Below are 25,601 nucleotides of genomic sequence, written 5' to 3'. Positions count from 1 at the left end.
TAAATATAAAGAGTTTTATAAAATAAAATGCTATAATAAGCGCAATGTATGTTATTATTTCAAACTTAACAATATATTGAAAGGACTATTAAATATGGGATATAAAAATATAAGAAAAATAATGGAGGCAAGTGAAGTTATTGAACTTTTACCACTTCCAGACTCATTAAGAAAAATTAAAGAACAAAGAGATGAGGAAATTAGGAATGTTTTTAATGGTACTAGTGATAAGTTTTTAGTAATTATTGGACCATGTTCTGCGGATAATGAAGATGCATTATGTGAATATGTTAGAAGACTTGGTAAGGTTCAAGAAAAAGTTAAAGACAAATTAATACTTATTCCAAGAATATATACAAACAAACCAAGAACTACCGGAGAAGGCTACAAAGGGATGCTTCATCAACCTAGCCCTGAAAAAGAACCTAATATTTCTGATGGTATTTTAGCAATTCGTAAAATGCATATACGTGCGATTGAGGTCTCAGGACTTACAGCAGCAGATGAAATGTTATATCCTGAAAATCTTGCTTATATGGAAGATTTAATAAGTTATCATGCAGTAGGGGCAAGAAGTGTTGAAAATCAACAACATCGCTTAACATCAAGTTGCCTTGATTTGCCAGTAGGAATGAAGAATCCTACTAGTGGAGATCTATCAGTAATGTTTAATGCAATCAAAGCTGCACAATCAGGGCATAATTTTATGTATAGATCTAATGAGGTTGAGTCTACTGGAAATCCATATGCTCATGCAATTTTACGTGGTTATGTAAATAGACATGGTGAAAACATGCCGAACTATCATTATGAGGATTTAGAGCTTGCATTAGATTTTTATGAACATCGTGGTTTAATAAATCCTGCATTTATAATCGATACAAATCATTCAAATTCAAGAAAAAGATACTATGAACAAGCACGTATAGCTAAAGAAGTTTTATATAGTAGAAAATATAACTCTAAGCTAAAGAAAGTGATTAAAGGACTCTTGATTGAGAGTTATTTATTACCAGGATTTCAAGAAATTTCCGATGATATGGAATTTGGTAAATCGATTACTGATCCATGTTTAGGGTGGGAAGAAAGTGAAGAATTAATTTACTATATTGCGGATAATATTTAAAACAATAATTATTGCATATGAAATAATTACGATAATGTATTATGTGTAGGATAGACAAATTGAAAATACAGTAACAAATAATTGATACTTCTTTTGTTATTCTTAATTGGATAGAAAGTTTATTTAAATAATAAAATAAACTAGTTTTTATATTTGTTTATGAATTCAAGTGTTAACTTAATAATCATTTCTTGTTGAGTTAAATCAGTGATAGTAGCTTGGTTATCACCGGATTGAGGCACACCATCATTGTATAATGCCATTTGCGTATGATTTCCACCTTCTATTTCAACGAATTCAGTTGAATTGGGTAAATAATCACTGTATTTATTTATCTTCTCAGGAGTCGCTAATCCATCGCTAGTACCACTTATACTAATTATCGGAAATAAGACATCATTTAGATTAGCACTTTCAGTTGTATAACTTGCATACAGTATTAGTCCATCAAATAAAAGAGGGTGCTTATATGCGTACATACTAGCAGCAGTACCTCCAAGCGAAAAACCTGATAAAAACCATTGATCAATTTCGGGATAATTTTCAATTGTTTTAGTTGCTGCATTGATATCAAATATTGCAAGATTAAAAGGCATTTTTTCAATGACTACTAAGATATCATTTGATGCAATTGAATTGGCAGCATAAGCAAAACTTTTGGGATCAACTTTTCCACCAGGATAATAGATTAATCCAACCTGAGGGTCATTATTTAAAGGAGTAAATGTGATTGTATCTGATGTTTCTACAACGTTAACTACTGAGGTTGACTCAATAGAGGAGATGGCTAATTCATTAGCTGGAGAAAATGTTGTTAGATAATAAGCTACATATCCAACGAGGATTAACAATAGTACTAATAGTGATGTAATTATTTTGTGTTGCTTTATATATTTGTTTATCATAAAATTACCTCTTGATATAATTATAATAAGAATTGTTTAAATTACAATTTGATTGATTATTAGTTATAATACAGTTGAGGAAAAAATATGGCAAAAAGAAGTTACAATGTAGATTTAATAAAAGAAATGAATGAACGTTGTTATTATAAGACAATGGCAAATACAAAAATTATTATGAAACCTATTCCAGAAACTGATGAAGTAGGTATTTTAGATGAGCGCTATTTAAAAAAAATAAAATCTGTGTCGAAATTAACAAGATTTGTACCCGATCAGTTATTAAAATTAGGGCCTAATAAAACTATAGTTGATGGATTGAAAATAGGATTTGATTTAAAGAAGAGTAAAATAATTACTACAGATGAACTTAAAGTAGATCAAATAACAATAAGAGGTAAAGATAATAACTTACTACCGCTAAGAATTTACCATCCTAATGATAAAAGTAAACCATCACCAATTCTTTATTATATTCATGGGGGAGGATTTTTTGCGGGTAATTTAGATGTGCCTGATGAATATTTAAGATATATTGCATGTAACTATAATATCTTGATCTTTTCAATAGATTACCGCCTAGCTCCACAATATCCTTATCCAAAAGGACATGAAGATTGTTATGAAGGGTTTAAATGGGTGTGTGAACACTGTGATTATTATTACGGTAATATAAATCAAATATTTGTTTCTGGCGACAGTGCTGGTGGTAATCTTGCACACTATTGTGTTATTAAAGATATAGAAGAAGAACAATTTAAGATTAAAGGGCAATGTTTATTATATCCAGCATTAAATTTAGCTGAGGTTGTTGATGAATATTCAAGCTGGGCTATGAATAAATATGAAATAAGTAAGAAGCAAGAAGATGCCGTTAATTTATCTATTCAATTAATCAAAAATGGAGGTGTACAAATAATGAATGGGGTATTAAATGAAAACCCTAACAACATATATCTAACTCCATATTTGTATGAGACTACAAAATTACCTCCAACTTTAATCATGGTGGGTGAGTACGATTATTTGAAAGTTGAAAGTATTGCGTACACAATTAAAAATAAAAAAATTGGTAACCCCATTGAATTATTAATTTATAAAGGAATGGGGCATGGGTTTGGTGATTTTTTTGGATACTATCCACAAGCTGAAGATAGCGCAATTGAAATAGCAGAGTTTATATTGAATATATCTAACCATTCAAACACTAAACAAAGAAAACTATTAAGTGAAGATGAAGCGAGATTGTTGCGTAAGGATGATGAAAATTTAAAACGCAAGTATTCAACTAATCTCATTTCAATAATGAATCGTAAAAGTAATGTTGAAATTCTCGATGGGAATCCAGTAATTATTAAACCTATTCTAGATGATAAATATAAGGAAAAATTAGATAAGCATGTAATTACTGATATTAAAACACAAGAATTCATTATTCGTATTGCATCAGAGATTTATAATAATGTGAAACTTGATGAAAAGATGATAGATGAATTACGAAAGAATTTCAATGAAGTAAAAAGTTTGCCTATTGCGAGTAATAAGATAAAGGCAGAAGATATTACTATTATTGGTAATGAGGGTAATGAGATTCCACTTAAGATTTATCATCCGTTAATAAAGACTAAAAATATTCCTATATTATTCTTTATTCATGGTGGGGCATTTGTTGCGGGTTCTTTGAATGTGGTAGAACAATTTGTAAAATACATTGTTGAAAAATTTAATGTTCTTGCATTCAGCGTTGATTATCGATTAGCTCCTGAAAATGAATATCCAAAAGGGCATCAAGATTGTTATGATACTTTAAGTTGGATAGCTAAATATGCTTATTTAATTGGTGGTGATACAAATCAATTGTTTATTTCTGGTGATAGTGCAGGGGGCAATTTAGCGCAGTATTGTGTCCTACGTTCGTTAAAGGAAAATGGTCCAAAAATCAAAGCGCAAATGCTATTATATCCATCAGTTAATCTAGTTGAAAATGATGATGAAAATATAGAATGGGAAAATAAGCATTTTGAAGTAGATAATTCTCATCCTGAAGAAATTCAATCATCCTTGAATGCATTTAAAAAGTACTTGAATCAAATTATGAAAAAGGCATTAAATACCGACGGTAATGATGAATATATTTCTCCTTATATATCGAATCGAACAGATTTACCACCTACATTACTTGCAGTAGGAGAGTATGATTTCTTAAAAGTTGAATGCTTAGCTTATATGGCTAAACTGCATGATAGACATATTCCAACGAGAACTATATTATATAAAGGATTCTCACATGGATTTATTGATTCAATAGGTTATCATATTCAAAGTGAAGATCTTGCAATAGAGGTTGGAAACTTTATCAAAACTAATATTAAAAAAAATCACTAGCATGTTTGCTGGTGATTTTTCTAGTACTATTTAAATAATTCGTAAGAATAAACTTTATCAAATTTATTAGCTACAACAATATCAAGTGTTTTCTTAGTATTGTTATAAACTGCTGACCATTGAGTAGCGGTAATGTCACCATCGTCATCAACTTTATCTTGGCTAACGGCTTGTAATAAATCCATGGCTTGATCGGTTTCCAAGATGCCATTGTTTTCTTCAAGGGTATTTATAAGGATTTCATAACGATCTTGACCTTTACCAAAATTATATTTAGCTTCGCTAATTAAGAAGTTAGTTAATGCTTGAACATCTCCAGCTTCTTTTCTTATTACGCTAATTTCATTATCAATATATTCAATAACAGCACTATTTCCATTTGCATCAGCAACTTGGAAGTGATAAGAAGCATTTGCAGAAGCATGCATATCCATGTTTTCAAAAAGTTCTATTGCTTCATCAACGGATGCGGCTTTGTCTAAAACTAGACGTAGTGCAGATGTTGTTGTTAGGTCTAACTTATCACTATTTTGATCAGTAGGGGTGTCTTTAATTAATAAAACACCAATGCTTACTCCCATTTCATTCATTCCATCCATGATTACATATGGAGCAGCTAGGGACATCACTTTGCTAGTGAATGAATCTGGTCCATTTTCTAATGTATATCCTAGTACACTAATATTTGCGATTGATACAGAACGATACCCATTTTCAGGTTCAGTAAACACTAACATACCAGGAATAGGATTTAAATCATAGTTTCTACCAAATATCCAATCTCCAGATGCTGTTTGTGCTTGAAAAGTGCTACATCCAAAATCAGGAATATTAAACTCAAGAGGAATTCCTTTTAAGATTGTTTTAATAACATATTGAACTAGTTCACCATCATTTTTAGCACCACCTTGTTCAACTAAACCATCTAATCCATAGTTTGAAGCGACATGTACTTCATAAAATCCATAATCGTCAATTTGTTTAATACTATTCATTGTTGTAATTTCTTTGTTGAACATAGCGTAGAAACCACCAACCAACACTAGAAGTACAACAACTATTGTGATTAACACACGTTTTAATAATTTATTCATTTTTATTTTTCTCCTTATTTTATATTTGAAATAAATTCGAATATTGTTTTGTAGTATAAATCAGGGTTTATATCAGCACTAGCACCATGTTCAGCACCAGGGATGATTAACAATTCTTTTTGATTTTGATAAGAATCATAAAGTTTTTCTCCCATCCATGTAGGTACATAAGTATCATCACCACCATGAATAAATAAAATAGGGAGGGTAGCATTTTTCAATGCCTTAATTGGACTTGCGTTACCAAAGTCATAACCTGCACGAATTTGACCAATCAATTCAGCGACTGGTAGAAATGGGAATGCAGGTAAATTAAATCTTTCTTTTAATTGATCTTCAAACATCTCATACGCAGATGTATAACCACAATCTTCTATTACTCCAATAACATTTTCAGGTAACTTCTCTCCTGCTGTTAACAATGCAGTTGCAGCTCCCATAGATTCTCCATATAAAATGATTTTATTATTAGGGCTATGTTCGATAATTGCATCAATCCACTCTATCACATCATTTTTCTCTAAATACCCCATACCAAGATAATCGCCTTCACTGTTCCCTCGACCTCTTTGGTCTATTGCTAAAACTGAATAGCCTTGTTCAACAAAAGGTTTAATTGCAGGAACGATATCACGATGATCAACTGTATAACCATGGATTGCAAGGATGGTAATCTCATTTTCATCTTTAGCGGGGTAATATTGTGCCCATAAATTAAGACCTTCTTTATTTTTGATTTGCCATTCACTCAATTCTTGGTTTACAACCCATTCATCATACTCTTTTTGTGCCTGTGTATTTTGTATTCCTGTATAGGTATCACTCATAGAACCTAGATTTCCAGATTCATCAACAGCTAATGCATAATCGACTAAATAATTCCCAGCAAGTCCAACTACACATAATATTAAAAATGATATGATAGATAGTAAGATAATAAAAAACTTCCTTTTCTTAAACATAATATCTCCTTGTCTAAACAAGATAGAATTATAGTATTTTAAGTAAAGAAAGTCAATTAATAGCTTATTTTTCGTAAATACAGTCAAAGTAACGCATTGTTGATTCGATTGATAAACCAGTTTCAAATGATTGATTATTGATAAATGACATAAGTTCATCTAGTTCTGATTCATTCTTTAAATATCTAAAGAAATAAGTACAAACTTCTTGACCTAAATGAATAGAATCATTAAAAATATCTACAAAAGAACGTGTGCTTATCTTATTTGTACAAGGATGGTGCCAAGTTCGATGGGTGCTGTTTAAGATGTCTAAGTTATCATCATCGAGAGGGACTATCATAGACGTAAAGACGTAAGGTTTCTTTAAAATATTCTTTTCAAAGCCAAAGAGTAATTTTTTCTTTGTATTTTTTGGATCAAATAAAATTTTTTGAATTTGATAGAAGTCTTTCAAACAAGTTTCGATTATTTTACAATCAACATCTTCTTGATAAATATCATGAAGAGGATTTTTGTAAATTTCAAGTACTGCATCAACGGTATTTTGGTCATACTTAAGTAATTTATATCCAGGATATTCTCTTGGTGTTTGATTCTTTATTAGTTTAAGCATAAGGTAATCTAGATGAGACTCAAAACGGCGATGATAAAGTGATGAATTACCACCTTTGCTTGATTCTGTTTGGTTGAATATGTATGGGTGTGCTTCTTTATCTAAAGCCCAATGACATAAAAGTCCAGAAATATAGCTAATTTTCTCTTGTGTTTGGTGTTCCTTGCATTCTTCAAAAACTTGTTTAAAAAATTCATGTATTTTATGACTATGTATTTTTCCACCCATAGCAGCAATATGTTGCGCATCTTTTTGATTCTTCCAAGGCCATGCATTATAGTAAAAAAATAAATCAGGTCCACTTGTTCCTATAGAAAATTCTTCAATATTTTGTTGGATTATTTTTTCGAGTTGAATGGGTAAATCACGACATACTTCTCTTCCAAATAACTCATGTGTAATAAGACTAGGCATATAAAGTCCTCCATTCTTTTAATTATATCAAATCTAGTTTAAATTACTTATATTTTCACAAAGATTTAACAAATTAAATTAGTAATTGTGATACTATTAATATATGAATTTAGGGGGAAAAGGTATGAAACTAACAAAGTCAGAGAAAAGCTGGATATTGTATGATGTAGCAAATAGTGCATTTATTTTAATTCTTACAGCAACTATTCCAGTGTTTTTTAGAGGTTTGGTAGATAGTGCAGGGGTAGAAGCTGTTTGTAATAGTTGGATTGTTCAATTCTTATTTAGTTCTAACGCTAATGCTTCATTATTAGGGGATTTACAAGCATTTGAAGCGCTTAAAACAAGCTTGTTTGCATTAACAACTACAATTGCTGTATTAATTGTAGCGGTAAGTGCTCCAATGATTGGTGCTATTGCTGACTACAAAGGAATGAAGAAAAAAATGTTTTCGGTATTTTTGGCGATTGGTGTATTAGCTTGTTTATTATTAGGTATTACAACAAACTGGTTTGGTTATTTAGGATTAATCATTGTCGCTAGAATTGGATATGCAAGTTGCAATATTTTCTATGACTCAATGTTAGTAGATGTATCTTCAAACGATAGAATGGATACTGTTTCATCTTATGGTTATGCATGGGGCTATTTAGGGAGTTGTTTACCATTTATTGTTGGAATCTATTTAATTTTAGCTACTCCATTTGGTTTGACAGTAGCAAAAGCTACACAGTTATCTTTCCTTATTACGGCGATTTGGTGGGCAGTGTGTGCTATTCCTTTACTTAAAAATGTTAAGCAAACTCATTATTTAGCAAATCATGATCATCAAGTAAAAGAATCTTTTTCTCGAATTGGAAAAACAATGAAAGAAATTAAGAATAATCCTAAAATGTTATTTTTCATAATTGCTTATTTCTGTTATATCGATGGTGTATATACAATTATTTCAATGGCTACTACATATGGTGCTGAAGTTGGTATTGGTACAAATGATATGATTATTGCGTTGTTAGTAACTCAAATTGTTGCTTTCCCGTTTGCTATTTTATCAGGTATGCTCGCGAAGAAATTTAAAACAATAGATATATTAAAAGTATATACTTTAATATATATTGGTATATGTCTATATGGTTATCAATTGGATCAAACATATGAATTTTGGGTATTATGTATAGCTGTAGGTATTGCACAAGGTGGTATCCAGGCGTTGTCACGAGCTTATTTTGGTAAGATTGTGCCTAAGAATGAATCTAACGAATATTTTGGATTCTTTGATATTTTTGGAAAATTTGCTGATTTCTTAGGACCGCTAATAATTACAGTATGTGCAGCAATATTTGGTCAAAGTAAATATGGTATTCTTGCATTAGTTATTTTATTTGTAATTGGTTTTTATTTCTTAAATAAAGTATCAAAATTAGATAAAGAATAAGAAAAAACTATACTTTATAGTGATATATTCACTATAGGGTATAGTTTTATTATTTTTTTAATAAATCACGAATTTCAGCTAATAATTTAACTTCATCACTTGGCTCAATAACAACTTCAACTACTTGAGGTTGTTTTCTTATTTTATTCATTACTTTTATAATGATAAACAAAATAAATGCCATTATTAGAAAGTTTATTATGGCGCTAATGAATGCACCATAACTAATTGTAATAGCACCAATTGTAATACTTAAAGTGTTTAATGAATCGTTTACAAATAATCCTAAAACGGGAGAGATGATATCATTGATTAGTGAATCGACAATTGATTTAAAGGACGCTCCAATTATTACACCAACTGCCATGTCAATAACATTGCCTCGCATTGCGAACTCTTTAAATTCTCCTAAAAATTTCTTCATTTTATGCCTCCTACTTACTTAATATTATAGTATAAAGAATAATCAATATAAATATGATGTCTTATTTGTCTAAATATAAACCTTTAGCAACGCTTTTATTGATAATCTGTAAGGCTAAATCCCAAATTTGAGGAGCAAGATCTTTGATGAAAATTTTCTTTTCGATTACTTTACTCTTAGTTATATTATTTGGATTGTAATTGTTCATGGATATTTCTAAATGATTAATAAGCGGTACCAATGCATCAATGATTTTATGCGTTATCCTTTATTTATATTTTAAAATATATACTTAATAATCTACGAATTTATTCGTGATTATTGACATTGCGTTGAAATGGGAGTATATTCTAAACAACAAACCGATGATTGAGAGATAAAACGAGTTAGTCACTTAAAGAGAGTCAGGGATGGTGGAATCCTGATAGAGAAGACGATTTGATAAATGGACTCATGAGGTCTAAGTGAAAGAGAAATCGAGTATCTTTAGACGGTAGTCACCGTTATATGACAGAAATGTGATTGCATTTTGATTGAGAGGATAAATAAATTTCTATTTATCAAAAAAGGTGGTACCGCAGGTTAACGCTTGTCCTTTATTAGGATAGGCGTTTTTTGTTTATAAAGCGAGATCCTTCACTTCAGTCAAACGCACAACTGAAAAGGAGAGAAGAAAATGAAAAAAGTAAAAGCATTATTAATTGCACTAGTGTGTATGGCATTAGTAGGTTGTTCAAGCCAACCCAAAGAAACAGGAGTACAAACAGAAGGTAAAAAGAAAATAGGGGTTATTCAATTAACTGAACACACATCTCTTAATATGATTTACGATAGTTTTGTTGAGGAATTAGATAATTTGGGATATACCGATAAAGTTACGATAGACTTTAAAAATGCTCAAAATGAAATGTCGAATATTCCATCAATTGTTCAATACTTTGATGCTAATAAACAAGATGTAGTAGTTACGATTACGACACCAGTAGCGCAAGGTGCAATGGCATTAACTAAAAATACACCAGTTGTATTTGCGGCAGTTACTGATCCAATTGCTGCTAAGGTTGTTACTGATTTAGAAAAACCTGAAGGTAATATTACTGGAACAAGTGATATGGTTCAAATTGATGAAATTATTGATTTAGCTTTAACAATACAACCAGATATTAAAACTATGGGATTTATATATAATCCTTCAGAAACAAATTCAGTTTCTAATTATGAAAGATTTCAGGCAGCATGTAATGATAGAAATATCAAAATGGAAGTAACATCTATTTCTACATCAATTGATTTACAAACAGCTACAAGTGCATTGTTACCCAAGGTAGATGCAATATTTGTACCAAATGATAATACTGTAGCTGAAGCAATGCCAGTTCTTGCAAAACTAGCGAAAGATGCTAAAGTTCCAGTGTATACTGGTGCTGATTCAATGGTGATGGATGGTGGATTTGCTACTATTGGAATAGATTATGTAGCTCTTGGTAAAAAAACAGCTGAAATTGCTGTACAAGTTTTAGAAGGCACTCCAACAAGTGAAATACCTGTTTATGTATTTAAAGATGATTTATATATTACAATTAATGAAGGTACTATGAATGAATTAGGTTTAACATTGCCTAGTGAAATCGCAAATAATGAAAAGTTAGTCTTAGTAAAGTAGGGTGATTAGATGTCGTTAAGTTTAATAATAGGAGCAATTGAAATAGGAATAATATTTGGAATTTGTTCATTAGGTTTATTTATGGCGTTTAGAATTTTAAATTTACCTGATTTAACAGTAGATGGAAGTTTTGTAACGGGGTTAGCATTTAGTGCGATCTTTGCGGCACAAGGACAACCATTATTGGGTATTATCTTGGGTGTTTTAGGTGGTGTATTGGCTGGAATTATTACTGGTGTATTGCATACTAAATTTAAGATTCAAGAAATACTTGCAGGCATTTTAACGATGACTGCATTATATTCAATTAATTTAAAAATTATGAATAATCAACCTAGTATATTCTTGTATGGAATTGATACTATATTTACACCGTTCTTAAATAAAATTATTCTTGGTGGTGTTGATTTTGGTAATTTAATCGTATTAGCAGTTATTGCGATTTTCTTAGTAATAGTTTATTTCTTTTTCTTTAAAACACTTACGGGATTAGCGTTACGTGCTACAGGTGATAATGAAGCAATGGTTCGTAGTTCTTCTATTAATACTGATACGATGAAAATATTGGGGTTTGCCATTACTAATGCTGTTGTAGCATTAGGTGGTGGACTATATGCGCAATATACTCAAACTGCTGCACATGGTGCAGGAGTAGGAACATTGGTATTATGTTGTGCAAGTATTATTATTGGTGAAACTGTATTTGGTAAAAAAAGAGGAATGTTACATCATTTAATTTCAATTTTACTAGGTGCTGTGTTGTATCGTTTGCTTATCTCGTATGCCTTTGTATTAGGTCTACCAGCAAGCGATTTAAAGCTGTTCTCAGCGCTAATTGTAGTAGTTGCAATGGTTTTACCTCAAATTAAATTTGGGAGGAAAAAAGCATGATAGAAATCAAAAATTGTAATGTGACATTTAATGCTAATACTATAAATGAAAATAAAGCTCTTAAAGATATTACTCTTAAACTCGAAGATGGTGATTTTGTAACAGTAATTGGATCAAATGGTGCTGGGAAATCTACATTATTAAATGTTATTTGTGGCAACATATCAATCGATTCAGGGGAAGTATTCATTGATAATGAAAATGTTACTAAGTGTAAAGAACATCAACGTGCTAAGTTTATTGGGCGATTATCACAAGATCCATTAAAAGGAACTGCACCACATATGACAATAGAAGAAAACTGTTTATTAGCATATGGTAGAGGTACAAATAGAAAACTTCGCTTTTCAATTAGTAAAGAAGAATCAAAGTTATTTCATGATCAATGTGCTAAATTAAATTTAGGATTAGAAAATAGAATGAAAGCAGAAGTAGGTCTATTATCTGGTGGACAAAGACAAGCTCTTACATTATTAATGGCAACGATGATACCACCACATTTATTATTATTAGATGAACATACAGCTGCATTAGATCCAAAAACGGCTGAAAATATTATGAAACTAACTGACGATATTATTCAAGAAAATAAAATTACAACTTTAATGATTACGCATAATATTGACCATGCATTAAAGTATGGAAATAAAACAATTATCATGAATGAAGGAAGAATACTTGATATCATTGAAGGTGAGAAAAGAAGTTTGATGACTAAAGAAGATGTTATGAAGTATTATGAAAAAATTCATGGTGTATTATCTGATAAACAAATTCTATAAAAGTGGCAAACGCCACTTTTTGTGTATTTATAGAAGGTTTTGAAGTATAATATCCACTATGGGGTGTTAGATTATGCGTTTATTTCATACAAATGATATACATAGTGAATACGAAAATATGGGGCGTTTAGCCACTTTTTTAAGAGAAAATAAAAAAGCAAATGATTTATATATAGATGCAGGAGATATAAGTGATTTAAAGAGTTTAATGGTCATTGGGTCTAAAGGATTAGTAAGTGCAAGGTTCATGAATGAATTAAATGTTGATGCTGTTGCGGTAGGGAATAATGAATCGGAATTAGGAAAAGAATGGCTAGAAAATATGGCGGGCGCAATGCCACTAGTTTGTTGCAATTTAAAAACGACTGAAAATGAAGATATAAAAAATTTATTACCTAGTAAAATAATTACAAAAGATGGAACTCGATTTTTAATTGTAGGAACTTCACCATTTTATTCTGCTGATTTACGTGAAGGAGCATATAATTTCTTTTTAGAATTAGATGGATTAAAAACAATTGATCCAATTATTGCAATTCAAAAAGAAATAAAAAGAAATCATGGTAATTATGACATATGTATTTTAGCGAGTCATTCAGGTATTGAAACAGATGAGTACATAGCAAAATCAGTAGAAGGCATTGATATACTAGTTGGAGGACACTCACATTCGTTGATTGAACAGCCATTGGTAATAAATAATACAATTATGATACAAGCAAGAGCTTATGCTGAATTTGTAGGTTGTTTGGATTTGACTATCCAAGATAACAAAATTATTGATTATAAATATTCATTAAATACTTTGAATAAGTTTAGACAAGATGAAGATTTTCAAATGCTTTTAGAAGAATGCAATGAAAATGCAATTGAACAATTAAATGAACCAATAGCAACTATTGAAGAATTGGCATTTGATCTTACACATGAATGTCGATTAATTAATTTTATTTGTGATGCATTATACTTGATGCACCCATGCGATTTAGCAATTATGTATAATGGAATTGCAAATTATACATTAGTAGGAGATATATCGAAAATTGAACTTATTGATTGTTTACCTTCAAAATTAAATCCTACATTAGTACATGTTAGTGGTAAGCAAATTCGTGATGCTTTTGAACTAAGCTTTGATGAAAACTATTGTATGCAATCAGGTAAAGGACCGGGTTTTAGAGGTGATAAACTTGGTACATTAAGTTTTAGTCATAATGTTTCAATTGTTGATTCAAAACTATATATAAATAATGAATTGTTAGATGATGATAAAGAATATAGTGTTATGTTGGATGACTATTTGCAAAGAGGGCAAAGATATTCATCATTAAAGACTGAAGAAAAAGATGCGAAATTCTTTTCGGGATTTATACGAGATTTAATAGAAAGAAACTTAACAAACAAAGAATGCTTTGAATTAAGTTTGATAAATAGGGGAAAATAAATGTTTAAACAATATAGGGGATTAAGAAGAGAAATCTATGTACTCTTCTTTGGTAGAATAGTAACAAATATGGGTGCTTTAATATGGCCAATGTTAACACTTATTCTTACTAATAAATTAGGAATGAAAGCAAGTGATGTTGCGACAGTAATGCTAGTAATGACACTTGTACAATTACCAATAACTTTATTAGGTGGAAAGCTTGCTGATAAATTTAATAAAAGAAACATCATCATATTTTGCGATTTAGTAACGGTAACTTGTTATTTGATTTGTGGGTTTATAGAAATTTCATTTATGTTTGTTGTATTATTCTTTTTAGCAGGTTTATTTGCATCGGTAGAATGGCCTTGCTATGATGCATTGATTGCTGATTTAAGCTCATCTAGTGATCGTGAACGTGCTTATAGTTTAGAATATTTGGGAGCGAATATTGGATTGGTTCTAGCGCCAACCATAGGTGGGCTTCTATTTGAAAATTATTTGAATGTAGCGTTTATATTTAATGCTATATCAACGTTATCTAGTACTATATTAATTTTTATATTCATTAAAAATATTACTAAAACAAAGGAAGATGTTAAAGTTAGTGAGTATGAAGATGATGAAAGTCACAAAAGTATTTTTACAGTTTTAAAAGAAAGAAAAACAATATTAATATTTCTAGTTTTTTCAGCATTATCAGGATTAGTTTATTCACAATTTAACTTCCTTATGCCATTAAATTTAGAATATTTATATGGAGCTAAAGGTGCTATATATTTCGGATTGATTACAAGTGTTAATGCAATCGTAGTTATTGTTGGAACACCATTACTAACGTCATTATTCCCTAAAATTAAAGATGTATCCAAGATTATAATTGGTGAAATACTAATAGTTACAGGTCTTGCGATGTACATATTTGTTCAAGGATTAATACCGATGTATTTTGTTTCGATAATTATTTTTACTTTGGGTGAAATTGCGAGTACTTTAGGAAAACAACCTTATTTAACACGACGTATACCTTCATCACATAGAGGGAGAATTGCCAGTATTAGCTACATTGTAGCATCACTTTTTCAAGCCTTTATGCAAAAAGGAGTGGGTTTCTTAGCTGATCATTACACAATGTCGCAAGTTTGGATAATAGTTACAATAATTGGATGTTTTAGTATAGGCTCTACACTTTTATTAAAATTTATGGATAAAAAAGCATATCCACTATTTTATGTAGAGTAATTAAATAGTCATTTAAACTAATCTTACTTAGTGCTAAAATAAGATAAATAGAATTGGAGATTATACTATGAATAGAAATAAAGAAGATAGAAGAAAAGTATTTCAAGATATAACTTATTTTGAGCGCGATGATATTGAATCAAATCAAGGGAAATATCATCGTTTAGCAATTCATACACATTTCATTGCGCGTGGGGAATCTTATATCGATAATATCGAAAAATATGTTAAACCATTATATGAAGAGGGAAATATCGTTTCAATAAGTGAGAAGGTAATATCAATGTGTCAAAATAACTGTGTTGATAAAGCTGATGTTCATTTAGGCTTTTGGGCTAAATTTCTAAGTAAATTTGCTCATCGTTCTAGTGCAGGTATTGGGATGGATGAACCCTATAAATTACAATTAGCTATTAACATCGTAGGATTACCTAAAGTTATTTATGCATCTATTTGTTCGGTTATTGGAAAAATATTTGGTAAACGCGGTGTATTCTATGAAATAGTTGGAAATGGAATAGCTGGAATTGATGGTTTTTATCCAAATTCATCGTTTGATATTTATAAAGAGACTGCTGTACTAAATCCTAAAAATCCTGGTGGAGTATGTGATGAAATATATGAGAAGACAGGCATAATTGCTGTTATCGTTGATGCTAATGATATATCAAGAGAAATATTAGGTAAGTCATCTCATTTACCTGTTGGAGATGAAGAATTTTTACAAATTATTCGTGATAATCCAGCTGGGCAAAGTGATGAATTAACGCCGTTTATCCTCATTAAAAAAGTAATATAGGGAAGATGTATGATTTATAATCTTCCTAAAATTGATTTGCATTGTCATCTTGATGGAAGTTGTCCACCAGATATTTTGTGTGAACTTGCTTTAGAAAGAAATATTCCAATACCTAATGGATCATTGCTAGGGTATACACAATATTTGGAAGACACTTTGAATTGTAAAAGTCTTGTAGAGTATCTACAAAGATTTGATTTTCCAATTTCTATTTTGCAAGATAAAGAGGCACTTGTAAAAGCTACAAGAGCTGTAATTAAAATGTTAGATCAACAAGGGTTGATTTATGTCGAGTTGCGATTTGCGCCTCAACAACATACACATCTTCATCTATCGCAAGAAGAAGCATTGCAAGCAGTACTTGAAGGTGTTGAAAAAGAGAAACAAGAAAGTAAAATTCATGTTGAAATCATATGTTGTTTGATGAACTATGGAGATGTTGCAATCAATGAAGAGGCTAATTATGAAACAATAGACTTAGTATCTAAGTATCTAAATAAAGGTGTTGTTTTATTGGATATTGCAGGTGCTGAAGGATCGAATATGATGGACTTTGAAAAATTCTTTATATTAGCTTCTAAGAAGAAGATTCCATACATTATTCATGCTGGAGAGGCAGGACCTGCATCAAATGTCCATCAAGCAATTATGCTTGGAGCATCACGGATTGGACATGGTGTTCGCAGTATTGAAGATAGTAGTGTAGTTAATGAATTGATTCAAAAGCAAATACCAATTGAGTGTTGTATATCAAGCAATTTAAATTGTTTGGTTTATAACGATATTCAAAGTCATCCAATACGTAAATTATTTGATGAAGGAGTTATAATAACAATTAACACTGATAATATGATGTTTTCAAGTACAACTTTAGATAAAGAATATGAAATATTACAAAAAAAATTTATGTTCACATTTGATGATTTGTTGAAGTTTAACTATCAATCACTTTGTGCTGCAGCGTGTAGTGAAGAGGTAAAAACGTATTTAAAAAGACTTTATTTCACTAATCTGGGTTGACATCTCTTGTTATGTGAGATATGCTAACAACGTATCGTTGAAGAAGAGTAGTAGTTTATTAAAAGCTTAGTAGAGAGTTCTGGTTGGTGAAAAAGAACAGTGGAAAATAAATGAAACGAGCTTTGGAGATCTATCCGTATGATAGTAAGGATGGTGTATTCCTGCATTAAAGGAGAGAGGTTGAATAGTTAAACTATTTAGCAATTTGAGTGGTACCGCGGTTAATAATCGTCTCTTCGTTTATGAAGAGATGTTTTTTTATTTTATAAGGTACTTGAAAAAAAGAATTTTGTTTGTTAATATGAATGAGCAAGTAAATGCGCCCATAGCTCAACTGGATAGAGCGTTTGACTACGGATCAAAAGGTTGCGGGTTCGATTCCTACTGGGCGCGCCATTAACAAACAAAACTGATACTATCGTATCAGTTTTAATTTTATAAAAGGAGAAGTGTATGAATAAAATTGAACAAAATTTAACAACAGCAATTAAGGAAGTTATCTCTAGTCTTTATGGAGATGTAGATGATTCTTTAATTATGATTGAAATTCCAAAGGATAATACAAATGGGGATTATTCTACTAACATCGCAATGCGTTTAGCTAAAGTAGCTAAGAAAGCTCCTGCAATGATTGCACAAGAAGTTGTTGCTGGATTAAAGGAAAAAGTTAACGATGCCGATAAGATTGAAATAGCTGGTCCTGGATTTATTAACTTTTGGATGAAGAAAACAATTCTTGCGGACATAGTAAATGTTGTTTTAGACAAAGGTGAAAAATACGGTGAAAACAATAGTGGTGACAATTTACCAATTCTAGTTGAATATGTAAGTGCAAACCCTACAGGTGATCTTCACTTAGGACATGCACGTGGTGCAGCTTGGGGAGATTGTATCTGCCGTTTATTAAATAAGAGTGGTTATAACTGCTTACGTGAATACTATATTAATGATGCTGGAGCTCAAATGATTAATTTAGGTAAATCAGTATATGCTCGTTATGCAGAATCATTTAATGTTAAAGTTGATATTCCAGAGGATGGATATCAAGGACCGGATGTAGCTCAAATTGGTAAGGAACTTGCTGAAGAATTAGGCGATGTTTGGTTAAATAAAGAAGAAGGACGTATCGAATTCTTTAAAGAAAAAGGTCGTGAAAAAGAATTAGAAAAAATCAAAAAGGATCTTCAATATTATGGATGTGAATTTGATTCATGGATTTCTGAACAATCTCTATATGACAATGGAAGTGTAGAAGAATGTGTAGAAAAAATGAAAGCAATGGATTTAACATTTGAAGAAGAAGGAGCTCTTTGGTTTAAATCAACTAAATGGGGAGATGATAAGGATCGTGTATTAATTAAGAGTGATGGTACATACACTTATTTAACTCCTGATATTGCAAATCACATGGATAAGTTTAATCGTGGATATAAGAAGTTAGTAAACCTTTGGGGCGCTGATCATCATGGATATATTCCTCGTATGATTGCTGCTATTCAAGCGATGGGTTATGGACCTACTGATTTAGAAGTAGATATTATTCAAATGGTTCGTTTAGTCGATGAAGGTCAAGAAGTTAAAATGAGCAAACGTACAGGTAATGCAATTACTATTCGTGAACTTTGTGATGATATTGGTGTTGATGCTGCACGTTACTTCTTTGTAAGCCGTGCTGTTGATACTCACTTAGATTTTGATTTAGGTTTAGCTCGTAAGAAGACAAATGAAAATCCAGTGTACTATGCACAATATGCACATGCTCGTATGTGCTCAATTCTACGTAATGCACCTGAATTCAAAAAAGAAGAAAATTATGATTTATTAGTAAGCGAAAAAGAAATTGACTTACTAAAATATATTGCAGAATTTACAAGCGTAGTTGCTGATGCAGCTGCAACACGTTCTCCAAACAAGATTTGTAATTACGTTCAAAAACTTGCTGGATTCTTCCACAGTTTCTATGGAGCTCATAAAATTATTGATGACTCAAATCCAGAACTCACAAATCAACGTTTGGGATTATTACTTGCAACAAAACAAACACTTGCAAATGCATTAGACTTAATTGGAATTAGCGCACCTGAAAAGATGTAGGGGAAAAGCTGATATGAAAATATCAGCTTTTTATATGTGAACATATGTAAAGTAAACTTGACATTTATGGACAATAGAGTAATAATGTAAATGTAAAGTTAACTATACATATTTAAGGAGTAGTATGAAAACAAAAATTAGAGAGTTAAGAAAAGAAAATAAGTGTTCACAAGAAGATCTAGCAATAGCTGTGGGAACAACACGTCAGACAATTATATCGATTGAATCAGAGAGATACATTGCATCACTTCCACTTGCATATAAAATAGCTAAATACTTCGGATGCAAAATAGAAGATGTTTTCGACTTGAAGGAGGTTGAATAAAATGGAAAAATATAAAGAAAAATTAATTAAAAGAAGAAATATGTTGATAGTAGTAGCGGTGCTAGCTGCTTCTATAACATTATTTATTAGAATCTATGCGAGCGATATGGTTAATATCCCTTCATGGCTGGCTTTAGAAATAGAATTTCTAACGGGAGTATTTTTTGCTTTTGAATTACTAGTTGCGATATACTCAATTAAAATTATGAGAGTATTAAACAGTCCTGTGAAATTACAAAAATTATATGCAGAGGAGAATGATGAAAGAATGCATTATATTCGCGCTAAAGCTGGTCAACCGTTACTTATGATTCTTAGTGGAATACTAATAATAGTAGCGCTTATTATAGGTGCAATAGACATGAACATTACTTGTGCCTTAATTGTTGTTGCGTTATTTCAGATGACAGTAAGTGTCATTTATAAACTTTATCTATTGAAGAAAATTTAGTTTGTATGGATAAACTAGTTTTGATATTGTTGCTTTTGGTAGGAATAGTATTGTCTGCTTATCTATTCAAAGGCAAGGGACTTTTTTTAATCGCTGGATTTAATATGATACCAAAGCAACATCTTACCAAGATAAATCAAGTTGGTTTATGTAAGTTTATGGGTAAAGTAATGGTGGGAATTTGTGTTGTGATTCTATTGATATTAATTAGTAATGTTACGGGCAATAATTTATTTCATTATGTTGGATTAAGCTTACTTTTGATTATAGTAGTATTTTCATTGGTTTGGACAACGTATGCTTATTTGAAATAGTAAATAAGATATCATTATTAAAAAAATATAACTTCTGTTAAAGTCAAAATAAATTGACTTTTTCTTTTTATAATTTATGAATAGCACGGTTTAATGGGCTTTTATGATATTTTTGCAGATTTTTTAATCAATTTGCCAGATAAAGAAAAATATTTTTATTTTATTTCTTTGATTTTTTGCTATATGTTAATAAAATCACAAAAATTTACATTTGTAAAAACCCTATTATATAAGCCTTTTTTGTTTGTTTCAGAGAGTTTTCATAACAAAATTTTCATAAAAATGTAAATTATGAAAATCTAATTTTACAATAAAATTCATTTTTTTTGACCCACACGTATATTATTCAAAGGGTACACTAAGGTCATAAAGAAAGCGATTACAATAGTTTTGATTGGACGTCCCTCTATTTAGTTACTTTCTAAAAATCAAATAAAAAAAGAAAAAGGAGAATGATTAAAAATGGTAGCAATCCATGTTACAAGCGAAATTAAACCACTTAAAAAAGTTTTATTACACAGACCTGGGAAAGAATTATTAAATTTAACTCCAGACACATTAAGCCGTTTATTATTTGACGATATTCCTTATTTACCAGTAGCACAAGCAGAACACGATCGTTTTGCAGAAATTCTAAGAGAAAATGGTGTTGAAGTTGTCTACTTAGAAGATTTAATGGCAGAAACAATTAGCGTTTCTCCTGAAATTCGTAAACAATTTATTGAACAATACATTATTGAAGCTAACATTCACACAGAACGTTGGAAAAAAATCTTATTTAATTTCTTTGATGGAATTGAAGATCCTAAAGAATTAGTATTAAAAACAATGGAAGGCTTAAACTTAAAAGAAGTTCATGTTTCTCCAGAAAATTCATTAGTTGATTTAGTATCTGAATCAGATAAATTAATTATTGATCCAATGCCTAACTTATACTTTACACGTGATCCATTTGCATCAGTTGGTGATGGAGCAACATTGAACAAAATGTATTCAGTAACACGTAATCGTGAAACTATATATGCTGAATATATCTTCAAATATCATCCTGAATACAAAGGACAAGTTGAAAAATGGTATGATCGTTATGAAGAATTCCATATTGAAGGTGGAGACGTATTAAATATCAACGAAACTACATTAGCTGTTGGTATTTCTCAACGTACATGTCCAGAAGCAATTGATGGTTTAGCACATCATATCTTCAATAACCCTAAAAACAAAATTGAAAGAATTTTAGCAGTAAATATTCCAAACAATCGTGCAATGATGCATCTTGATACAGTATTTACTCAAATCGATGTTGATAAATTTACAGTTCATCCAGGAATCTATGGAGCATTACAAGTATTTGAAATTACTCCAAAAGATGGTGATATTCTTGTTAAAGAAATCAATGACAAACTTGAAAATATATTATCTAAATACATTGGACATCCAGTAACATTAATTCCTTGTGCTGGTGGCGATAGAATTGCTAGTGAACGTGAACAATGGAATGATGGATCAAATACATTATGTATCGCTCCAGGCGTTATTATCGTTTATGATCGCAATAATGTTACAAATGAAATTCTTAGAGAACAAGGCTTAACAGTTCTTGAAATGCCAAGTGCCGAATTATCAAGAGGACGTGGTGGACCAAGATGTATGTCAATGCCACTTGTTCGTGAAGACTAAAAGAAAGAAAACTAAAGAAGGAGATTATTAATATATGGCAGTTAACTTAAGAGGAAGAAATTTCCTAAAATTATTAGATTTCTCATCAGAAGAAATCAGATATTTAATCGATTTATCAAAAGAATTAAAGAAAATGAAACTTGCAGGTATTCCTCATAGATACCTTGAAGGAAAAAACATTGTATTATTATTTGAAAAAACATCTACTCGTACACGTTGTGCATTTGAAGTTGGTGGAATGGACTTAGGTATGGGAGTTACTTATCTTGATCCAGGTTCTTCTCAAATGGGTAAAAAAGAAAGTATTGCTGATACAGCAAGAGTTCTTGGAAGAATGTATGATGGAATTGAATACCGTGGATATGCTCAAGAATTAGTTGAAGAATTAGCTAAATATGCTGGTGTACCAGTATGGAATGGTTTAACTACTGAGTTCCATCCTACACAAATGTTAGCTGATATGTTAACAATCGAAGAAAAATTTGGACATCTAAAAGGATTAAACTTCACTTTCTTTGGTGATGCTCGTAATAACATGGGTAATTCATTAATGGTAGCATGTGCTAAATTAGGTCTTAACTTTACAGCATGCGCTCCAAAAGAATTATGGCCAGAAGAAGAATTAGTAAACACATGTAAAGCGTTAGCTGAAGAACATGAATGCACAATTACTTTAACTGAAGATGTTAAAGAAGGTGCTACTAATGCAGATGTTATCTATACAGATATTTGGGTTTCTATGGGAGAACCAGATGATGTATGGGAAACAAGAATTAAACTATTAAGCAAATATCAAGTTAATAAAGATGTTATGGCTATGGCTAAACATGAAGCAATTTTCATGCATTGCTTACCTAGCTTCCATGATACTAAAACAACTATTGGTGCTGATATTGCTAAAAAATTCGGACTTGCTGAAATGGAAGTTAGCGATGAAGTATTTGAATCAAAACAATCAGTTGTATTTGATGAAGCTGAAAACCGTATGCATACAATTAAAGCAGTTATGTATGCTACATTAAGATAATATCCTTCTTTGTTTAGATACTAGGAACTTGTTCCTAGTTCTAAGCATTGGTAAAAACGAGAAAGGGAAAGTATGAGTAAAAAAAGATTAGTAATCGCTTTAGGAGGGAATGCATTAGGTAATTCACCTGAAGAACAATTAGATTTAGTAAAAGAAACTGCAAAAACAATTGCTGATTTAGCAGAAGAATATGATGTAATAATTGGACATGGAAATGGTCCACAAGTAGGTATGATTAATAACGCAATGGAATTTTCATCTAAAGAAGGTGGGAAAACTCCTTACATGCCATTCCCTGAATGTGGTGCAATGTCACAAGGATATATTGGATATCATCTAACTCAATCAATTGAAGCAGAACTTGAAAGAAGAAATGTAAAAAAAGATGTAGCTTGTATTATCACACAAGTTGTAGTTGATCCTAACGATAAAGCATTTGAAAAACCAACAAAACCTATTGGCTCATTCTATACAAAAGAAGAAGCTGATAAAATTGCAGCAGAAAAAGGTTTTGTATTTGTAGAAGATGCTGGTCGTGGATATAGAAGGGTTGTTCCAAGCCCAATTCCTACAAGAATAGTTGAATTAAACGTAGTTGAACAATTAATTCAAGCTGGTGACATCGTTATAACAGTAGGTGGGGGAGGAATCCCAGTAGTAGAAACAGAAAATGGTTTGAAAGGTGTTGCAGCAGTAATCGATAAAGATCGCTCAAGTGCAAAACTAGCATTGGATGCTAATGCAGATATGTTAGTTATTCTTACAGCAGTTGACCGTGTTTGCATTAACTATAATAAACCAAACCAAAAAGAATTAGCAGAAATGACACTTGCTGAAGCAAAAGAGTACATTGCTGAAGGACACTTTGCTCCAGGCTCAATGTTACCTAAAGTTGAAGCATGCTTAGACTTTGTTGAATCTACTACAAACGGTGTCGCTCTTATTACATCGTTAGAAAAAGCAAAATACGCTTTAAAAGGAGAGACAGGAACTATTATTAAAAAATAGCCTGTATAAACGAGGAGGATAAAATGACTGAAAAGAAAAAAAGATCACTTTCCGCTTATTCAATTTTGTTACTTATCATTATTGCATTAGCTGCAGTAACATGGTTTGTACCTGGAGTTGAAAAAGCAACATTAGCGACAATCGTTATGGCTCCATATAATGGATTCGTTGATGCGCTTGATGTATGTGTATTCGTATTAGTTTTAGGTGGATTCCTAGGGGTAGTTACTAAAACTGGAGCTCTTGACGCAGGAATCAAAACATTAGTTAAAAAACTTAATGGTAATGAATTAATTTTAATTCCTATCCTTATGACTGTATTCGCACTAGGTGGTACTACTTATGGTATGTGTGAAGAAACAGTTGCTTTCTATGCATTAATGTGTGCTACAATGGTTGCTGCTGGATTTGATACAGTAGTAGCTGCTGCAACAATTTTACTTGGTGCTGGTATTGGATGTTTAGGTTCAACTGTAAATCCATTTGCTACAGGTATCGCTTCTGATGCTATTGTTAGTTTAGGAATTCCAGTAGACCAATCAGTTGTTATCGGTGTTGGATTAGTATTATTAGTTGTTAACTTAGTAATCGCAATTTGGTATGTTATGCGTTATGCTAAGAAAGTTAAAAATGAAAAAGGTTCTATTCTTTCAACTTCTGAAAAAGCTGCAATGATGGAACATTATGCACAAGGTGACCACGAAAAAGTTAATTTTAGTGGAAAACAAAAATTCGTATTAGTATTATTTGCATTCGTATTTATTATCATGGTTATGTCAGTAATGCCTTGGGATCAATTCTTAGGTGAAGAAAAATTCTTAGCAATTTTTGGATGGACTTCATTCCTAAATGGTGAACCTCTTGGTTGGTGGTGGTTTGGCCAACTTGCAATGTGGTTCTTCATAGCAACAGTTATTGTTGGTATTGTTGGTGGTTTAAATGAAAAAGTTATCGTTGATTCATTTGTAAGTGGTGCTGCTGATATCGTATCTGTAGTTCTAGTTATCGCAGTTGCTCGTGGAGCTTCTGTATTAATGACTCAAACAGGATTAGACTTATACTTATTAAATGCTGCTGCAAATGCATTAAATGGCTTAAGTGCAACTATCTTTGCTCCTTTAGCTTATATCATCTACATTGGATTATCATTCTTAATTCCTTCAACAAGTGGATGTGCTACAGTTACAATGCCAATCATGGGACCTCTAACTGCATCATTAGGTTATAACCCAGCTGTTATGGTTATGATATTCGCTGCTGCAAGTGGTGTCGTAAACTTATTTACTCCTACATCTGGAGTAGTAATGGGTGGTCTTGCTATTGCTAAAGTTGAATACTCAACTTGGTTAAAATGGGCTGGTAAACTTGTTCTTATCTTAGCAGTTGTATCTTGCGTCATTCTTACTGTCGCAATGACAATTCTATAATAAATTTAACTTGAAGCTCTTACTATTGCTAGTAAGGGCTTTTGGTTCTTTAAAATCTAGTGTTGGTGGAGAAGAAACCAAGTAAATTAGTATA

At 31.2% G+C, this 25,601-nt stretch carries 23 protein-coding genes, 1 tRNA gene and 2 other annotated features; of the genes, 19 read left to right on the top strand and 5 right to left on the bottom strand.

Going from position 1 to position 25,601, the window contains the following annotated elements; genetic code table 11:
* Window positions 1-1,126, top strand: a 1,126-nt coding sequence (locus tag RR430_RS05270) for a 3-deoxy-7-phosphoheptulonate synthase (protein ID WP_332508744.1), incomplete at its 5' end; no start/stop codon positions are given.
* A gap of 140 nt (window positions 1,127-1,266) precedes the next feature.
* Here RR430_RS05270 and RR430_RS05265 read toward each other — a convergent pair.
* The gene (locus tag RR430_RS05265) at window positions 1,267-2,031 is read right to left on the bottom strand and encodes an alpha/beta hydrolase (protein ID WP_332487979.1); all 765 of its coding nucleotides are present in this window, start codon (window positions 2,029-2,031) and stop codon (window positions 1,267-1,269) included.
* An 87-nt stretch (window positions 2,032-2,118) separates the two neighbouring features.
* Here RR430_RS05265 and RR430_RS05260 point away from each other — a divergent pair, with 87 nt between their 5' ends.
* Window positions 2,119-4,413, top strand: coding sequence for an alpha/beta hydrolase (locus RR430_RS05260; RefSeq protein WP_332508743.1), 2,295 nt, complete (start codon window positions 2,119-2,121; stop codon window positions 4,411-4,413).
* Window positions 4,414-4,439: 26 nt separating this feature from the next.
* On the opposite strand, the gene RR430_RS05255 is transcribed toward RR430_RS05260, so the two are convergent.
* The 3 genes from RR430_RS05255 to RR430_RS05245 all read right to left on the bottom strand — a co-directional run bounded on the left by RR430_RS05255 (window position 4,440) and on the right by RR430_RS05245 (window position 7,499).
* Window positions 4,440-5,507 carry a C45 family peptidase gene (locus tag RR430_RS05255; RefSeq protein WP_332487977.1) on the bottom strand — a complete coding sequence of 356 codons (1,068 nt, stop codon included), beginning with the start codon at window positions 5,505-5,507 and terminating at the stop codon, window positions 4,440-4,442.
* 14 nt (window positions 5,508-5,521) lie between these two features.
* Window positions 5,522-6,469, bottom strand: coding sequence for an alpha/beta hydrolase (locus RR430_RS05250; RefSeq protein WP_332508741.1), 948 nt, complete (start codon window positions 6,467-6,469; stop codon window positions 5,522-5,524).
* Window positions 6,470-6,533: 64 nt separating this feature from the next.
* A complete protein-coding gene (locus RR430_RS05245; RefSeq protein WP_332487972.1) occupies window positions 6,534-7,499 on the bottom strand; it encodes a zinc dependent phospholipase C family protein in 966 nt (321 codons plus the stop codon).
* A 124-nt stretch (window positions 7,500-7,623) separates the two neighbouring features.
* Between RR430_RS05245 and RR430_RS05240 the strand changes: the two genes are divergently transcribed.
* Window positions 7,624-8,934, top strand: coding sequence for an MFS transporter (locus RR430_RS05240; protein ID WP_332487970.1), 1,311 nt, complete (start codon window positions 7,624-7,626; stop codon window positions 8,932-8,934).
* Window positions 8,935-8,983: 49 nt separating this feature from the next.
* Here RR430_RS05240 and mscL read toward each other — a convergent pair whose 3' ends face one another.
* Window positions 8,984-9,358, bottom strand: coding sequence for a large conductance mechanosensitive channel protein MscL (gene mscL, locus RR430_RS05235; protein WP_332487969.1), 375 nt, complete (start codon window positions 9,356-9,358; stop codon window positions 8,984-8,986).
* Window positions 9,359-9,714: 356 nt separating this feature from the next.
* Window positions 9,715-9,958, top strand: a binding site (T-box leader).
* 76 nt (window positions 9,959-10,034) lie between these two features.
* On the opposite strand from mscL, the gene RR430_RS05230 reads away from it, so the two are divergent.
* From RR430_RS05230 to RR430_RS05155, 16 genes are all read left to right on the top strand, one after another.
* Window positions 10,035-11,021, top strand: coding sequence for an ABC transporter substrate-binding protein (locus RR430_RS05230; protein WP_332487968.1), 987 nt, complete (start codon window positions 10,035-10,037; stop codon window positions 11,019-11,021).
* Between the two features lie 9 nt (window positions 11,022-11,030).
* Window positions 11,031-11,912: an ABC transporter permease gene (locus RR430_RS05225; protein WP_332487967.1), complete on the top strand. Its 882-nt coding sequence runs from the start codon at window positions 11,031-11,033 to the stop codon at window positions 11,910-11,912.
* Window positions 11,909-12,694 (top strand): ABC transporter ATP-binding protein, encoded by a 786-nt coding sequence (locus RR430_RS05220; RefSeq protein ID WP_332487966.1) that lies wholly within the window; start codon window positions 11,909-11,911, stop codon window positions 12,692-12,694. The genes RR430_RS05225 and RR430_RS05220 overlap by 4 nt, the downstream gene beginning before the upstream one ends.
* A 73-nt stretch (window positions 12,695-12,767) precedes the next feature.
* The gene (locus RR430_RS05215) at window positions 12,768-14,138 is read left to right on the top strand and encodes a bifunctional metallophosphatase/5'-nucleotidase (protein ID WP_332487964.1); all 1,371 of its coding nucleotides are present in this window, start codon (window positions 12,768-12,770) and stop codon (window positions 14,136-14,138) included.
* Entirely contained in the window at window positions 14,139-15,362 is a 1,224-nt protein-coding gene (locus tag RR430_RS05210; RefSeq protein ID WP_332487962.1) for an MFS transporter, read from the top strand.
* 67 nt (window positions 15,363-15,429) lie between these two features.
* Window positions 15,430-16,161, top strand: a complete 732-nt coding sequence (locus RR430_RS05205) for a hypothetical protein (RefSeq protein ID WP_332487960.1) — start codon at window positions 15,430-15,432, stop codon at window positions 16,159-16,161.
* Window positions 16,162-16,170: 9 nt separating this feature from the next.
* Window positions 16,171-17,181, top strand: a complete 1,011-nt coding sequence (gene add, locus RR430_RS05200; protein WP_332487958.1) for an adenosine deaminase — start codon at window positions 16,171-16,173, stop codon at window positions 17,179-17,181.
* 28 nt (window positions 17,182-17,209) lie between these two features.
* Window positions 17,210-17,420, top strand: a binding site (T-box leader).
* Between the two features lie 80 nt (window positions 17,421-17,500).
* A tRNA-Arg gene (locus RR430_RS05195) sits at window positions 17,501-17,577 on the top strand.
* 57 nt (window positions 17,578-17,634) lie between these two features.
* On the top strand, window positions 17,635-19,275 hold the full coding sequence (gene argS, locus RR430_RS05190; protein WP_332487956.1) for an arginine--tRNA ligase: 1,641 nt from the start codon (window positions 17,635-17,637) through the stop codon (window positions 19,273-19,275).
* Between the two features lie 124 nt (window positions 19,276-19,399).
* Window positions 19,400-19,600 carry a helix-turn-helix transcriptional regulator gene (locus RR430_RS05185; protein WP_332487955.1) on the top strand — a complete coding sequence of 67 codons (201 nt, stop codon included), beginning with the start codon at window positions 19,400-19,402 and terminating at the stop codon, window positions 19,598-19,600.
* Between the two features lies 1 nt (window position 19,601).
* Window positions 19,602-20,051: a hypothetical protein gene (locus RR430_RS05180; RefSeq protein ID WP_332487953.1), complete on the top strand. Its 450-nt coding sequence runs from the start codon at window positions 19,602-19,604 to the stop codon at window positions 20,049-20,051.
* 5 nt (window positions 20,052-20,056) lie between these two features.
* Window positions 20,057-20,365: a DUF3784 domain-containing protein gene (locus tag RR430_RS05175; RefSeq protein WP_332487951.1), complete on the top strand. Its 309-nt coding sequence runs from the start codon at window positions 20,057-20,059 to the stop codon at window positions 20,363-20,365.
* Between the two features lie 462 nt (window positions 20,366-20,827).
* Window positions 20,828-22,045 carry an arginine deiminase gene (arcA, locus tag RR430_RS05170; protein ID WP_332487949.1) on the top strand — a complete coding sequence of 406 codons (1,218 nt, stop codon included), beginning with the start codon at window positions 20,828-20,830 and terminating at the stop codon, window positions 22,043-22,045.
* A gap of 34 nt (window positions 22,046-22,079) precedes the next feature.
* Window positions 22,080-23,072: an ornithine carbamoyltransferase gene (gene argF / locus RR430_RS05165; RefSeq protein WP_332487947.1), complete on the top strand. Its 993-nt coding sequence runs from the start codon at window positions 22,080-22,082 to the stop codon at window positions 23,070-23,072.
* A 72-nt stretch (window positions 23,073-23,144) separates the two neighbouring features.
* Window positions 23,145-24,080 carry a carbamate kinase gene (gene arcC, locus RR430_RS05160; protein ID WP_332487945.1) on the top strand — a complete coding sequence of 312 codons (936 nt, stop codon included), beginning with the start codon at window positions 23,145-23,147 and terminating at the stop codon, window positions 24,078-24,080.
* 23 nt (window positions 24,081-24,103) lie between these two features.
* A complete protein-coding gene (locus tag RR430_RS05155) occupies window positions 24,104-25,507 on the top strand; it encodes a YfcC family protein (protein WP_332487943.1) in 1,404 nt (467 codons plus the stop codon).
* Window positions 25,508-25,601 lie beyond the last annotated feature (94 nt).

This window comes from Anaerorhabdus sp., from assembly GCF_036641015.1.
In the GTDB taxonomy this organism is placed as follows: Bacteria; Bacillota_I; Bacilli_A; order Erysipelotrichales; family Erysipelotrichaceae; genus Anaerorhabdus.
The sequence above is the reverse complement of the archived record's forward strand: the minus strand, read 5'-3'. Positions and strand labels throughout refer to the sequence as shown.